Genomic DNA, 12,401 nt, shown 5'->3' on the forward strand with positions numbered 1-12,401 from the left:
GGCTTGGCTTCGGCCAGTGGCCGAAGGGTCAGTCCTGCGGCGCCGCGGGATTTTCGGGCGGCGCGGGCGGGCGCGGCGGACTTATCCGCGCGACCTTGCCGTCGGCGCTGCGCGCCTCGAGCGTTCCGTCCGGTCCGATGCGCGCGGTCGCGCCCGAGCTGGACCGGACTTCGCTATAGGCCCCGCCCCAATTGCCCAGCGCGCGCGCCTCGATCGCATCGTCGGGGTCGCGCATCGCGCGGCCCGCGGCACGCATCTGGCGGACATAGTCGCCGGTGACGCCCATGGCCCGCATCGCGGTCAGATCGTCGAGATTCACATCGGGGAAATAGCGGCGCATGTCGCGGGCATAGGCCGGGTCGATACCTACCGCCTTCGCACCGACCAGATCGCCGACGTCGGCGTTCGGAAAGACACGGCGCATCGCATTGATATAGGCCGGGTCGACGCCGGTAGCCTTGGCCGCGACAATGTCGTCGGCATCGGCATGGCCGCTTTCGCGCATCTTGCGGACATCGTCGGGCGTCACGCCGACCGCGCGCATGCCGACAAGATCGTCGGGCGACAGCGGCTTGCCGGCAGCAGCAGAGGCCGGCTTGTTGGTCCGCTCGGCCGCCGAACCCACGGCCGCGGCGGACTGCAATGCCGCGGCCGGGGCGGTTGCGACGGGGGTGTGGACAGGCCCCGACGCGGACGGTGTGGCGGTCGCGGAAAAGGCGGCGAGCGGCGCCGATACGCCGGCGAGCAGCACCAGGCTCATCAGAACCCAGCTCGCACTGGCGGGTCCGCGCTTCAGGCTGCCGTCGAGCACGCGGGTGATCCGGCGCTTCAGGCTGTTCTGCGCCGGCGCGACGCCGTGGGCGGCAAGCAGCGCGCCCTGATTGTCGTGACGCGCCGCACCGACGAGCAGCGAGGCATAGTCGGGACCGTCGATGTCGGCGAGCAGCACGGCATCATCGGCCGCTTCCTCGCGCAATTGATGGCTTTCGCGCGCCAGCATCCAGACGAGCGGATTGAACCAGAACAGCGCGCAGGCAAGGCGCGCCGCGAGCAGCTTCGCCCAGTCGAGCCGCGCGACATGCGCCAGTTCGTGCGCGATGATCGCCTCGGCCTCGGCCACGGCATCGACGGCGGCCGGGTTGAGCACGATCGTCGGGCGGACCACGCCCCAACTGATCGGCGAGCGCAGTTCGTTGCTGACCAGCAGCGCGGTCCCATGCTTGAAGCCCATCCGCCGCTGCGCTTCGGCGAGCGCCGACAGCCACGAAGGCTGAACCAGCACATCGGCTCGGCCGCGCATCGCGAACAGCCGCACCACGGCAACCGTCATCAAAAGGGCAAGCAGGAACAGGGGAAAGCTGTACACCCATATGGCGAGGTCGGCCATCGCGGGCAGCGTCCAACCGGCATCGGCTTTGCTATCCGCAGCCATGGCCGACGCCGCAGCGCCGGGCCGAGCCGCCGCCGCGGGAGGCGCCTCGACAACCGCCGGTGGCGCCGACATTGCAGGCGCAGACGCTTCCACCCAGCCGGCGGGCAGCGGGGCCCATTCGGGAAGCGCCAGCGTCGCCACGGGCAGCAGCAGCAGCGCCGCCAGCCCGGCGTGCGCGATAAGCGAACGCTCGCCTGCCGAACGCGACCGCGCGAGGCGCAGCAACACCAGCGTCAGCCCGGCGATGATCGCCGATTTCCAGGCAAGACCCAGCAGGGTCGCGGCGGTGATCATCATTTCGTCCTCCCTTCGCGCGCTTCGGCGATCAGCTTTTCCAGCTCATCGAGATCGCCCGCACTCATCTTGTCCTGCATGCCGAGCAGCGCCGCGGCGGCGCTGGTCGCCGATCCGTTGAAAAAGACGCGCACCACCTGGGTCAGCGCCGATTTGCTCGCCGTCTTCTCTTCGACGCTCGGCGCATAGAGAAAGCCGCGATCCGATGCCTCGCGAACGACGAAGCCCTTGGCCTCGAGCCGCTTGAGCATCGCGCGGATCGCCGATCCGGACAGTTCGGCGGGCAAAGCCTCGCCGATTTCGGTCACGGTCGACGCACCACGTTCGTAAAGAATATCGACAATTTCGCGTTCCCGCGGGGGCAAGCTCGACAACATGCGAATCACCTTTTGCGCTACATTTGTAGCGTGCTACATTTGTAGCGCATGCTTGGCAAGGGGTTTTATTCGACCAATACACATGCTTGCGGCAAAGCCCCCGAAACCATAGGGTCCGCGGCATGACAGGAGGACAAATATGATCGATTTCGCGCTGGATCGCCGGACGCTGCTAGCGGGCATGGGCATGGCGTCGGCGGGGCTTGCGATGCCGGCATGGGGTGCGGACAGCGCCGACGCGCGCCTCGATGCACTGCTCACCCGCCAGTTCGATCAGGCGCTGATCGACGACCCGACCCGCGCCGCGAGCCTGGGCCTCGATATCGGTGCGCGCGCCGGGCTGCGAGCGCGATTTCCCGACTGGTCGGCCGCCGCGCGGACCGCACGCGACCGCCGGATCGACACCGACCTTGCCGCACTGCACGCGATCGATCGCGGTGCGCTCGGCGATAATGCGCGAGTGGCCTATGACAGCGCCGAGTTCGATCTTGTGGCCCACCAGCGACTGGCCCGCTTCCCCTATCACACCGGCGGCTTTGCGCACCGCGCCGGTCCCTATGCAGTCACGCAGCTCGGCGGCTTCTATACCGGCGTCAGCACCTTTCTCGACAGCCAGCATCCGGTGAAGACCAAGGCCGACGCCGATGCCTATATCGCGCGAATGGAGGCAACGCCGGCGCTCCTCGACGATGATAGCGCGATCGTGCGCGCCAATGCCGCGATGGGCGTCGTCGCGCCGCGCTTCATCATCGAACAGGCCCTGCAACAGCTCGGCCGTTTACGCGACGGCGATGCGGCATCGAAGACGATCGTCGCCTCGCTCGCGCGCCGCGCCAAAGCCACCGGCCTCACCGGCTATGATGCACGTGCGCAGGCAATATTCGAAGGGCCGATCCGCGCCGCGCTGACGCGTCAGATCGACCTGCTGACGGCGCTGCTGCCCAAGGCTGGTGACGACGCAGGCGTATCGCGCCTTCCGGACGGTCCCGCTTATTATGCGGCGACGCTGGCGCAGCACACGACCACCGACATGACCGCCGAGCAGATCCATCAATTGGGGCTCGACCAGCTTGCCGATCTGCACGCGCGCATGGACAAGCTGCTGACGGCGCAGGGCTTTAAAGAGGGCAGCTTGCGCCAGCGGCTCGACGCGCTGACCGCGACCGACGGCCAGTTGTTCGCTAATGACGATGCCGGGCGCGCGGCGCTGCTCGCCTATCTCAACGATCGGCTCACCACGATTCGCGCGCGACTGCCGCAAGTTTTCAGCCGGATGCCGCGCGCGCCCTACGAAATCCGCCGCGTGCCGCCCGAGATCGAGATCGGCGCCCCCGGCGGTTCGGCGCAGGCGGGTACGCCCGACGGGTCGCGCCCGGGCATTTTCTTCATCAATCTGCGCGATACGCACGAATGGCCGCGCTACACGCTGCCGACGCTCGCCTTTCACGAGGGGGCACCGGGGCATTTGTTCGAAAATGCCCTGAAGTTCGAGGATGCGGCCTTGCCGCTTTACCGCCAATCCTCTTACGTCACGGCCTATGGCGAAGGCTGGGGGCTGTATGCCGAGCAGGTTGCGGCCGAGCTCGGGATGTACGACGACGATCCGCTCGGCGAGATCGGCTATCTGGCGTCCTATGCGTTTCGCGCGTCGCGCCTCGTCGTCGATACCGGGCTGCACGCCAAGGGCTGGAATCGCCAGCAGGCGATCGACTTCATGGTCGAAAACTCGTCCGAAACGCCAAGTTCGGCGCGAACCGAGATCGACCGCTACATCGTCTATCCGGGGCAAGCCTGTTCGTACAAGGTCGGTCAGACCGCGATCAGCCGGCTGCGTGACGAGGTTTCGTCGCACCGCGATTACGACATCAAGCGTTTCCACGACGTCGTGCTCGGTGCCGGACGCATCCCGCTTGCGGTGCTCGAACGCCGCGTACGCGACGCCTTTCCGGCTTGAGTTATTTCCCTCGGCCGTCCGGGCCGCTATCTGCAGCGGGCAGTCGAGGGAGTTTGACGATGCCGATCAAGGCCGCCCGCCTCTATAATGATGGCAAGCTCGTGCGCGAGCTGGGCCCGAACGAGGCCATTCCCGACCATTGCGATCCCGGCGACTTCTTCTGGCTTGGCCTGTTCGAGCCGACCCCCGGCGAGCTTGAGGGGATCGCCAGGCGCTTCGGCCTGCATCCGCTGGCGGTCGAAGATGCGCTGAAGGCCAACCAGCTCCCAAAGGTCGAAGCCTATGGCGAGCAATTGTTCGTCGTCGCCAGCACCGGCAATCGCGATGGCGATACGATCCAGTCGGGCGAAACCGCCTTCTTCCTTGGCCGTCACTTCATCGTGAGTGTCCGTCACGGGTCGGCGCGGACGCACAGCGAGGTGCGCGCACGGCTCGAATCCTTGCCGGCGAAACTGGCGCACGGCCCCGATTATGTTCTCTATGCGGTGCTCGATTTCATCGTCGACGGCTATTTCCCCGTGATCGACGCGATCGAGGACCGGCTGCTCACGGTCGAGGAAAGCGTCATGGACACGCCGCTCGACGCTGACGACATCCGGCATCTTTACGGCCAGCGGCACGAGATCATCCGTTTTCAACGCCTGGTCGGATTGATGAAGGATGTTGCATCGCGCCTGACCAGCGATGCCGACCTGCCGTGCATCGACGATGCCGTGCGCCCCTTTTTCCGCGACATCTGGGACCATGTGCAGCGCGCCGAATTCCGCCTCGTCGGATTGCGCGATGTCGCGGCGTCGGTCGTCGACACCAACAATCTGCTCGAACAGCAGCGGCAGGGCGCGATCACGCGCCAGCTTGCGGCCTGGGCCGCAATTCTGGCCGTGCCCACCGCGATCGCGGGCATCTACGGCATGAATTTCGAGCATATGCCCGAACTCGGCTGGACTTTCGGCTATCCCTTCGCGCTCGGGCTGATGGGCAGCGTATGTGCGCTCCTCTATTGGCGCTTCAAGCGGATCGGCTGGCTCTAATATCGGCCCCGCTCTTGCCCCGTCGCCACCGGGGCGCTATCTGTCATCCGTCATCTTTTAGAGGAGTCAGAGGATCATGGACCGCAACTGAACGCATCGCCCCTAGCCTTGCCTTCAGGAAAGCCTTGTCCATGTCTACGATAACCCTCTCTCGCCTCGGCTGGTCGACCCCCGACGGTCGCCGCATATTTTCCGATCTCGACCTTCAGTTTCGCCCCGAACGCACGGGTATCGTCGGGCGCAACGGCGTCGGCAAATCGACCCTGTTGCGCCTGATCGCGGGTGAGGCAACGCCGACGAACGGCGCGATCAGCCGCGGCGCGCACATCGCCATGCTGCACCAGACGGTGCAGGTTGCCGCCGATGCGACGATTGCCGATCTGTTCGGCGCGCGCACGGCGCTGGCCCTGCTCGCGCGCGCCGAAGCGGGGACGGCGTCGCTCGACGATATCGCAGAGGCCGACTGGACGCTGGCGTCGCGGATCAACGAGGCGCTGGCCGGTGTCGACCTGCCACTCGATGCCGCAACCCCGCTTGTGCATCTTTCGGGTGGGCAACGCACGCGCGCCGCGCTCGCCGGCGCAATATTCGCGCGGCCCGATTTTCTGCTGCTCGACGAACCGACCAACAATCTCGATCGTCAAGGCCGTGAAACGGTGCGCGCAATCCTGCACGACTGGCAGGGCGGCGCGATCGTCGTCAGTCACGACCGCGAACTGCTCGAGGAAATGGATGCGATCGTCGAACTGACCGCGACGGGCGCCGCCCGCTATGGCGGCGGCTGGAGCGCCTATCGCGCGCGCAAGGCGGTCGAACAGGCGGCCGTCGAGGCCGACCTTGCCACCGCAGAGAAGCGCGTCGATCAGGCCCATCGCCAGGCGCAGGCCGCCGCCGAGCGGCAGGATCGCCGCGATTCGCGGGGCCGGAAGAATGCGGCACGCGGCGACATGCCGCGCATCGTGATGGGGGCAATGCAGCGCCGCGCCGAAGAATCACGCGCTGCCGCCGGGCGGCTGGCCGAACGCCAGCAGGGACAGGCCGAGCAGGCGCTCGCCGCGGCGCGCAGCCGGATCGAGATCGGAGATCCGCTGGCGATCGCGCTGCCGTCGACGGGCCTCCCGGCTTCGCGGACAGTCGTAGCGTTGGAGCATGTCCGCGCGGGCTATGACGGCGGCGCACCCGTCATCGATGATTTGTCGCTCACGATCACGGGACCCGAGCGATTGGCAATCACCGGCCCAAACGGATCGGGCAAATCGACGCTGCTCGCGCTGATCGCCGGAACACTGACGCCCTGGTCGGGGAGCGTGCGCGTCGGTGTGCCGTTCGCGCTGTTCGATCAGCGCGTCGCGCTGCTCGATCCGCTACTTTCGATCGCCGACAATTTCCTGCGGCGCAACCCCGGGGTCGGCAACAATGCCTGCCGCGCCGCGCTCGCACGCTTCCGCTTTCGCGCCGACGCCGCCGACCGCATCGTCGGCACGCTCAGCGGCGGGCAGATGCTCCGCGCCGGGCTTGCCTGCGTGCTCGGCGCGCCGCAGCCGCCGCAAATGCTGATCCTCGACGAACCCGGCAATCACCTCGATCTCGATTCGCTCGCCGCAATCGAAACCGGGCTCGCGGCCTATGACGGCGCGCTGATCGTCGTCAGCCACGATCCCGCCTTTCTGGACGCGATCGGGGTGAGCCGCGAACTGGCGCTGGGCGACGACCGCGATCACCCCCCACCCGGCTGATGCGGCGGCGACTTGCCAGCGGCGTCTGGCTGTGGCAGGGGCGCCGCTCCCACGGCGTGGGGCGCTTAGCTCAGTTGGTAGAGCATCTCGTTTACACGGCGATGGCGCAGATTATCCAGCGAACTGAAATCCCTACGCTTTCTTGGCCGTGCTTTGCTCCGGTTCGGGAATATTGCGGGACTCGCTGGCATCGAGGCCGGCGCGCACGTCGTCGTCGAGGACGTGGGCATATTTCAGCGTGGTGGCGATGTTGCGGTGGGCGAGCGCTCGCTTGGTCAGCGCCAGATCGCCTGTGTTGCGCAGGATCCGCGTCGCGCGGGTGTGCCGGAGGTCATGCATGCGCAGATCCGGCAGCTCGATCGCCTTGCGAGCATCGTCATGGACTTCCCTCATGACGCTGGCGCTGATCGGATAGCGCTCGCCCTGCCGGCGCTGGGCGCGATCGCGGCGACCGCTGGCGGTGGCGCGCTGGCAGACATAGGTGAACACCTTCGGGCCGACCTTCGGCTGGTTGGCGATGATCAGAAGCATCGCCTGCGTTAGCGGCCGCTCAACCATCGCCCCGCCCTTCACGCGCGTCCACGCGGTGCGGTTCGGCAGATCGAGGTCATTCCATCCGAGACCGATCACCTCGCTGCGCCGCCAGCCGGAGAGAAGCAAAAACTCGAACGCGGGGCGAACGTCGGCCCGGACAGCGGCGAGATAAGCATCCTGTTGATCGCCGGCGCTGAGCAAGCGCCAACGCGTTCCCGCCGCCTTGAGCCGCAAGGCGTTCCAGTCGGGCATGTCGCCGATGTCATATTTCGCCTTATCGGCCCGGTGCCAGACGGCGCTCGCAACCTCGATCTCGCGGTTCACGCTGCTATTGGCGCGCATCTCGCCATTGTCGCGGATCCGGCGCGCCGCGAAGTGGTCGATCAGCATGCGCTGGGTGATTTCGGAGAGCAGGCGTCCACGGCCAAGACCCGACACCAAAGCCGCGAGAATATATTCGGTGGTTTTCCAGCTCGGCAGGGCCGAAGCATAGTCTTGGTAGAACCCCGCGGCATCGTCGAGCGTGATCGGCGGGCGGGTCCGCGTGGGAAGGAGCGCCTCGTGCAACCGCTGATCGATGATCTGCTGCGCTAAGCGCTTGTTGTCCGTTCCCGTCGAGCCATGAAACCGACGACCGCCCCTGACGAAGTCGTAGTGCCAGTGCGGCGATCCTTTCTTCGGGATGGGGCGGGGCATTGCGGCGAATCCTGATGGCGGGCAGCGACGTGCTGGCGGGCGATATAATCGGCGATGTCATCCGGCGTGTGCCGAATCTTGCGGCCGTCGAGCCTGACGTAACCGATTTTCCCCGCCGCGCGCAAACGGCGCAGCGTGGGGACCGATATCTGAAGCTCGGTCGCGGTTTCCTCGATCGTCAGGAGCCGGGTCACTTAGGCCGACCTCTCCGGATTCAGATCTTCGCTGCGACCAGGCGCGCGCGGCGGGATCCAGAAGGTAGGCGCGTGGGGCAGCGGTTCGGCCCGCAGATCCCACACGACCCACATGAAATCGACTTTGCCGCCGTCGTGGGCGCGCTTGCCGAGCTGCTCGATGACGTCGCCCGGCGGCATCGACGGGCGTTCGCACAGGATGTAGATCCCGCTCGGCCGATGATCGCGCTCGAAGAGTTTATAGCGGCCCTTGCTGGCGAGCCACTTCACCGGGAGCAGCGCAGCCACCTTGTGCGTGGCGACCTCGATCGCGCGGCGTATGCACTTCTCTGCGAGACCGCGCACCAGCGCGCCGTTCTGGCGGCTGTAGGGTGGATTGAAGAAAATCGACAGCGCGTCGCTCGCTTCGAGCAAATGTCGCTGGTCGCCCATCCAATCGTGGACGCCGAGGAATCGCGCGCCGGCGTAGCGTTCGAAAAGATCGGTTCCGAATGCCTGATGGCCCCGCTCGGCGAGCGCTTCCACAATGTTGCCGGATCCGCAGCATGGATCGAGATAGGTCACGCCTTCGTCGAGCGGCAGGAAGTCGGCGAGCCGGTGCGTCACCCAGCGCTCTTCGACGTACCAATCCCATGGGTGGCGACTGTTTGCAGAGGAAAGCTCGCCGCTCATGTCCCCACCAAATCGCGAAAGAGGAGAGGCTCGACGCTTCCATCTTGATTGACCCTATCCAGCCAAACCGCGGCGCTCGGCTCGTTGCCGCTCCACCCGTCGGGCCACGTCTCGGCCGCGATCAGTTCGCGGATCCGCGCCTCCTCTTCGGCATTGATGATGTCGAGCCGGGGTCGGCCGCGTCGGTCCGCCTCCTCGTTCACGCGGCGCTGAATATCGAGCACCGTGTCCATCGCGTGGAGGCGCGCCGCGAAGGTCAGCGGCCCCATGCGCTGGGGGTTCTTCGCGATCTTGCCACTCTTTAGCGTTTCGGCGCCGGCCTTGCGGATGCGCTGCGCAGGCTCCCGCATCCAGCGATGAAGCGCGCGGATCTCGCGCACCGGTGCCAGATACGACCATTGCGGCATGGCGATGATGTTCTGGACCGCTGTGTCATCCTCGGCGAGCGGGCATTCTAGGCAGCCGGTGCGCGCATTCTTCTCGACTGCATCGTCGCCGCCATAGGCATCGGCCAGAATCGCGGTTGGCCAGCCGCCGAACTCGGGCTGCGGCGCATAGACCTTCAGCCAATCCCAGATGATGCAGACGCGCCAATGCAGCAGCGGGGCAAGCGTCGCTAACCGACCACGGATGCCCTTCGCCTCGGGCAGCACCTTCTGGTACCAGCCCTGCCCGCACTCAGCGCCGTCCTTACCGCACGACATCGCGATTCGGCCGTCGCGCACCGCGCTTTCGCCCTGCCGCACGCCCGTGATCATCAACGCCGAGCCGTCGATCCCGTCAAGCGCGCTCGCCAGCGCAGCCGTCATCGGGTCGACCTTGATCTGCCGCGTGCACCAGCGCAGCGTGTTGTTGTTCGGCGGGGGGACGCCGCGGCCGAGAATGTAGACCCAGAATCGCTTGTCGAGCGGTGCGGTCACTTCCTGAAATTCAATCCAATCGCGTTCGCGCAGCTTTTCAATGATGAGCTGGGCCGACACCTCGATTGGCAGCAACTCCTGCCGGGTCTGGGCATAGAAGACATATAGTGCCTTGGGCCGCGGCAATTCGCCCGCTTCGATCAGGTGAACGATCAGCGTTAGCGCGGCCGTGCTGTCCTTCCCGCCAGACCACGCAAGAGCGACATGCTCATGTTCTCCCCAATAGGCGCGCAGCGACGCGAGGGTCATCTCGATCGCTTCCTCGCTGACCATGCGGGCACCTTGTGCGAAAAGGTTATCGACAACGCGCGTCATGGTTGCACCTTTCCTTCGCGGGCGATTTCGCGGTCGATGGCGTCAATGAAGGCGATGGCGATGATGACGCCCTGCACGGCCTTTTTCCGGGCGGCGGGCAGGATGCGGCGTTCGTCGGGGCCTTCGGCGCGCTCGGTGGCGATCTGGAGGAAGGACGTGGCCTTTTGGCCGATGCTGTTCAGCGGCATGGCGTCGTCGGCCGCAGCATCGTGGCCGAAGACCATGACCGAGCGGGCGCGTTCGCGCATCAGCTCGTGCATGATCTCGATCAGCGCCGGGCTAAGCACCTGGTCGACGGGGAAGTCGGGCAGCGGCGCGCTCATGCGTCCCTCCGCAGGTAGCGGCGGATTCGGCGACGGATGCGGTGGATCCAATAGAGCTGCAGGATCTGTGTCCCGAGCAGCACGATCATGATCGTCGCGATGATGAAGACCTGATTGTCGGTCATGCGGCCATTCCTTCGGTTAGAGCCGACAGGCGCGCCTGATTGCGCTCGATCGAGCGACGACGTGCCTTGATGCGGCAGGTTTCGATGTGGATGAGGCGCCAGAGGCGGTCGGCCTCGGCATCGGTGAGAGCGCGGGTACGGTTAATCGCCTGATAGGCGGCGATCTTGGCCTGCAGCTCGGCGTCGGACAGGCGGCTCATCGGCGCTCTCCGGTCGAACGAGGAGCAGACGCGGCGGCGATCTGATATCCGCGGTGCAACGCCATAGCGGCGATGACGAACGTGATATTCTCCAACTCGGCTTCCTTGCCGACGATCTTGGCGAAGGCGATGTTGACGATCGCGACGATCGCAATGGTGCCGAGTGTTTCCGCCCAAGGTTTCAGCCAGCTCTTCATGCCGGTATCTCCCGAATGATAGAAAGGGGCGCGCGTTCGCAGTCGAGCCAGAGGGCGCGGCGGCGCAGTTCGCGATTGCGATCGGCGGCGGCTTCGCGCGAGCGGTTGCGGCTGGCGGCGATCGCGGGGGGCTGGGGCAGCACCGGAGCGTGTCCGCCGCGACCGCGACAGACGAAGGTCGGGGTGCCGACGATGCTGGTGCGGTGACCGTGCGGCTTCACAGGGCGCCTCCCGCGATCAAGAGGGCGAGAAGCGCCGCTGGCAGGCCAATGACGAGGAAGGCTGCGTAGGCGACAGCCGCAAGGAAATCGGGCCAGCGGAAGAGCGAGGCGATTTCCTCGGCCGCGCGATCGGCCTCGGCCGCGCTGATCGGAAACATGGTCAGGAGGCGGCGCATTCGGCACCCCCCGCCGCCGGATAGGCGGTCATCAGCTTGCGGCGGACCAACACGCTGTAGTCGGCGACGGTGCGGCATTCGGCGGCTTCGTCGTCGGTGATCTCGATGCCGAAGCAATCCTCGACCTTCATCACGATTTCGACGTGGTCGATGCTGTCGCAGCACAGATCATCGACCAGGCGGTGCGTCAGATCGACGTGCGACACGCGCAGGCCGAGGCAATGCTTGACTGTCGCGCAGAGCCGCTGCTCGACGAAGGTGGCGTGGTTGAATTCGGGTTTGGACATGCGGGATCCTCCCTTGCTGTTGGGATCAGGTGAGACCGATGGCGGAGCGGTAGACGTCGAGGATCGCGTCACGTTCGGCGCGATCGTGCGGGCTCATGCGGCGGAGCTTGACGACTTCGCGCATGATCTTCGGGTCGTAACCCTGCGACTTGGCTTCGAGATAGACATCGCGCTTGTCGTCCTTGATGCCCTTTTCCTCCTCTTCGAGCCGCTCGACGCGCTCGATGAAGAGGCGGAGCTGGTCATCGGTCGCGCCGGCGTCGCCCGAGCGGATCGTCTGGCCGCGCGAACCCTCGACACAGCCACCGCAGACGGTGAGCGGGGCCTTGGTCATGCCGCTGGTGTGACGTTCCCAGCCCGCCGGAAGCAGGTCGCCGTCCATGAGGCCGGGGGCGTCGCATTTGGCGCAGAAGATGCGCTGCCCGCTCACCGGCGCGCCTCCCGGCGGGGCAAGTCGCTGGCGCGCATCAAGGCGCCGGTGAAGCCGGCGGCGAGGATGCCGATCGCCATGCCGGCGCTCGGGCGGTCGAGCGGCCGCGGCGCGCGCGGGTCGACATGGCGCTGTGCTATCTGATCGGCGCAGTTGCCGCAGCGCACCGCATCATGGCCGTTCGGGGCGGCGCAGCGGATCCAGCCGACCGGAAGGCGTTGCCGATCGCCATAATGTTCGACGTGGCAATCGGCGCAAATGTAGATGCCGGGTTGGAAGGGCTTCAT

18 protein-coding genes are annotated in these 12,401 nt (G+C 66.3%); 3 read left to right on the forward strand and 15 right to left on the reverse strand.

The window, feature by feature from the left end; genetic code table 11:
• Positions 1-28: 28 nt before the first annotated feature.
• Positions 29-1,729, reverse strand: a complete 1,701-nt coding sequence (locus EBMC1_RS07895) for a M56 family metallopeptidase (protein ID WP_003043183.1) — start codon at positions 1,727-1,729, stop codon at positions 29-31.
• Entirely contained in the window at positions 1,726-2,103 is a 378-nt protein-coding gene (locus EBMC1_RS07900; RefSeq protein ID WP_003043189.1) for a BlaI/MecI/CopY family transcriptional regulator, read from the reverse strand. Before EBMC1_RS07900 ends, EBMC1_RS07895 begins: the two co-directional genes overlap by 4 nt.
• Positions 2,104-2,242: 139 nt before the next feature.
• Here EBMC1_RS07900 and EBMC1_RS07905 point away from each other — a divergent pair, with 139 nt between their 5' ends.
• The 3 genes from EBMC1_RS07905 (at position 2,243) to EBMC1_RS07915 (ending at position 6,824) form a co-directional block, all read left to right on the forward strand.
• Entirely contained in the window at positions 2,243-4,057 is a 1,815-nt protein-coding gene (locus EBMC1_RS07905; protein WP_003043191.1) for a DUF885 domain-containing protein, read from the forward strand.
• A gap of 59 nt (positions 4,058-4,116) precedes the next feature.
• Positions 4,117-5,088 carry a magnesium and cobalt transport protein CorA gene (locus tag EBMC1_RS07910; RefSeq protein WP_003043194.1) on the forward strand — a complete coding sequence of 324 codons (972 nt, stop codon included), beginning with the start codon at positions 4,117-4,119 and terminating at the stop codon, positions 5,086-5,088.
• A 131-nt stretch (positions 5,089-5,219) separates the two neighbouring features.
• Positions 5,220-6,824 (forward strand): ABC-F family ATP-binding cassette domain-containing protein, encoded by a 1,605-nt coding sequence (locus tag EBMC1_RS07915; RefSeq protein WP_003043197.1) that lies wholly within the window; start codon positions 5,220-5,222, stop codon positions 6,822-6,824.
• 132 nt (positions 6,825-6,956) lie between these two features.
• Here the strand turns inward: EBMC1_RS07915 and EBMC1_RS07920 are convergent, their stop codons facing one another.
• The 13 genes from EBMC1_RS07920 to EBMC1_RS07970 all read right to left on the reverse strand — a co-directional run bounded on the left by EBMC1_RS07920 (position 6,957) and on the right by EBMC1_RS07970 (position 12,401).
• Entirely contained in the window at positions 6,957-8,054 is a 1,098-nt protein-coding gene (locus EBMC1_RS07920) for a tyrosine-type recombinase/integrase (RefSeq protein ID WP_003043202.1), read from the reverse strand.
• Positions 7,949-8,248, reverse strand: coding sequence for a helix-turn-helix domain-containing protein (locus tag EBMC1_RS18965; RefSeq protein ID WP_081611159.1), 300 nt, complete (start codon positions 8,246-8,248; stop codon positions 7,949-7,951). Before EBMC1_RS18965 ends, EBMC1_RS07920 begins: the two co-directional genes overlap by 106 nt.
• Positions 8,249-8,812, reverse strand: coding sequence for a hypothetical protein (locus tag EBMC1_RS17800; protein ID WP_196795401.1), 564 nt, complete (start codon positions 8,810-8,812; stop codon positions 8,249-8,251).
• Between the two features lie 104 nt (positions 8,813-8,916).
• A complete protein-coding gene (locus EBMC1_RS07930; RefSeq protein ID WP_003043207.1) occupies positions 8,917-10,155 on the reverse strand; it encodes a phosphoadenosine phosphosulfate reductase domain-containing protein in 1,239 nt (412 codons plus the stop codon).
• Positions 10,152-10,478, reverse strand: coding sequence for a hypothetical protein (locus EBMC1_RS07935; protein ID WP_003043210.1), 327 nt, complete (start codon positions 10,476-10,478; stop codon positions 10,152-10,154). The genes EBMC1_RS07930 and EBMC1_RS07935 overlap by 4 nt, the downstream gene beginning before the upstream one ends.
• Entirely contained in the window at positions 10,475-10,603 is a 129-nt protein-coding gene (locus tag EBMC1_RS18930) for a hypothetical protein (RefSeq protein WP_267960589.1), read from the reverse strand. Before EBMC1_RS18930 ends, EBMC1_RS07935 begins: the two co-directional genes overlap by 4 nt.
• Positions 10,600-10,803 carry a hypothetical protein gene (locus EBMC1_RS07940; protein WP_003043213.1) on the reverse strand — a complete coding sequence of 68 codons (204 nt, stop codon included), beginning with the start codon at positions 10,801-10,803 and terminating at the stop codon, positions 10,600-10,602. Before EBMC1_RS07940 ends, EBMC1_RS18930 begins: the two co-directional genes overlap by 4 nt.
• Positions 10,800-11,000, reverse strand: a complete 201-nt coding sequence (locus EBMC1_RS07945; protein WP_003043216.1) for a hypothetical protein — start codon at positions 10,998-11,000, stop codon at positions 10,800-10,802. Before EBMC1_RS07945 ends, EBMC1_RS07940 begins: the two co-directional genes overlap by 4 nt.
• Entirely contained in the window at positions 10,997-11,221 is a 225-nt protein-coding gene (locus EBMC1_RS07950; protein WP_003043220.1) for a hypothetical protein, read from the reverse strand. The genes EBMC1_RS07945 and EBMC1_RS07950 overlap by 4 nt, the downstream gene beginning before the upstream one ends.
• Positions 11,218-11,397, reverse strand: coding sequence for a hypothetical protein (locus tag EBMC1_RS07955; protein ID WP_040589825.1), 180 nt, complete (start codon positions 11,395-11,397; stop codon positions 11,218-11,220). The genes EBMC1_RS07950 and EBMC1_RS07955 overlap by 4 nt, the downstream gene beginning before the upstream one ends.
• Complete coding sequence (locus EBMC1_RS07960; RefSeq protein WP_003043223.1) at positions 11,382-11,684, reverse strand: acyl carrier protein; 303 nt, start codon at positions 11,682-11,684, stop codon at positions 11,382-11,384. The genes EBMC1_RS07955 and EBMC1_RS07960 overlap by 16 nt, the downstream gene beginning before the upstream one ends.
• A 25-nt stretch (positions 11,685-11,709) precedes the next feature.
• Complete coding sequence (locus EBMC1_RS07965; RefSeq protein ID WP_040589916.1) at positions 11,710-11,958, reverse strand: DUF2312 domain-containing protein; 249 nt, start codon at positions 11,956-11,958, stop codon at positions 11,710-11,712.
• A gap of 152 nt (positions 11,959-12,110) precedes the next feature.
• Positions 12,111-12,401, reverse strand: a complete 291-nt coding sequence (locus tag EBMC1_RS07970) for a hypothetical protein (RefSeq protein WP_003043227.1) — start codon at positions 12,399-12,401, stop codon at positions 12,111-12,113.

The sequence above is a fragment of the Sphingopyxis sp. MC1 genome, from assembly GCF_000371385.1.
GTDB lineage: Bacteria > Pseudomonadota > Alphaproteobacteria > Sphingomonadales > Sphingomonadaceae > Sphingopyxis > Sphingopyxis terrae.

Excerpts from the sequence above, each read along its gene's own strand:
- EBMC1_RS07895 (WP_003043183.1), bottom strand. The coding sequence starts at position 1,729 with ATGATGATCACCGCCGCGACCCTGCTGGGTCTTGCCTGGAAATCGGCG.
- EBMC1_RS07900 (WP_003043189.1), bottom strand. The coding sequence starts at position 2,103 with ATGTTGTCGAGCTTGCCCCCGCGGGAACGCGAAATTGTCGATATTCTT.
- EBMC1_RS07905 (WP_003043191.1), top strand. The coding sequence starts at position 2,243 with ATGATCGATTTCGCGCTGGATCGCCGGACGCTGCTAGCGGGCATGGGC.
- EBMC1_RS07910 (WP_003043194.1), top strand. The coding sequence starts at position 4,117 with ATGCCGATCAAGGCCGCCCGCCTCTATAATGATGGCAAGCTCGTGCGC.
- EBMC1_RS07915 (WP_003043197.1), top strand. The coding sequence starts at position 5,220 with ATGTCTACGATAACCCTCTCTCGCCTCGGCTGGTCGACCCCCGACGGT.
- EBMC1_RS07920 (WP_003043202.1), bottom strand. The coding sequence starts at position 8,054 with ATGCCCCGCCCCATCCCGAAGAAAGGATCGCCGCACTGGCACTACGAC.
- EBMC1_RS07930 (WP_003043207.1), bottom strand. The coding sequence starts at position 10,155 with ATGACGCGCGTTGTCGATAACCTTTTCGCACAAGGTGCCCGCATGGTC.
- EBMC1_RS07935 (WP_003043210.1), bottom strand. The coding sequence starts at position 10,478 with ATGAGCGCGCCGCTGCCCGACTTCCCCGTCGACCAGGTGCTTAGCCCG.
- EBMC1_RS18930 (WP_267960589.1), bottom strand. The coding sequence starts at position 10,603 with ATGACCGACAATCAGGTCTTCATCATCGCGACGATCATGATCGTGCTG.
- EBMC1_RS07940 (WP_003043213.1), bottom strand. The coding sequence starts at position 10,803 with ATGAGCCGCCTGTCCGACGCCGAGCTGCAGGCCAAGATCGCCGCCTAT.
- EBMC1_RS07945 (WP_003043216.1), bottom strand. The coding sequence starts at position 11,000 with ATGAAGAGCTGGCTGAAACCTTGGGCGGAAACACTCGGCACCATTGCG.
- EBMC1_RS07955 (WP_040589825.1), bottom strand. The coding sequence starts at position 11,397 with ATGCGCCGCCTCCTGACCATGTTTCCGATCAGCGCGGCCGAGGCCGAT.
- EBMC1_RS07960 (WP_003043223.1), bottom strand. The coding sequence starts at position 11,684 with ATGTCCAAACCCGAATTCAACCACGCCACCTTCGTCGAGCAGCGGCTC.
- EBMC1_RS07970 (WP_003043227.1), bottom strand. The coding sequence starts at position 12,401 with ATGAAGCCCTTCCAACCCGGCATCTACATTTGCGCCGATTGCCACGTC.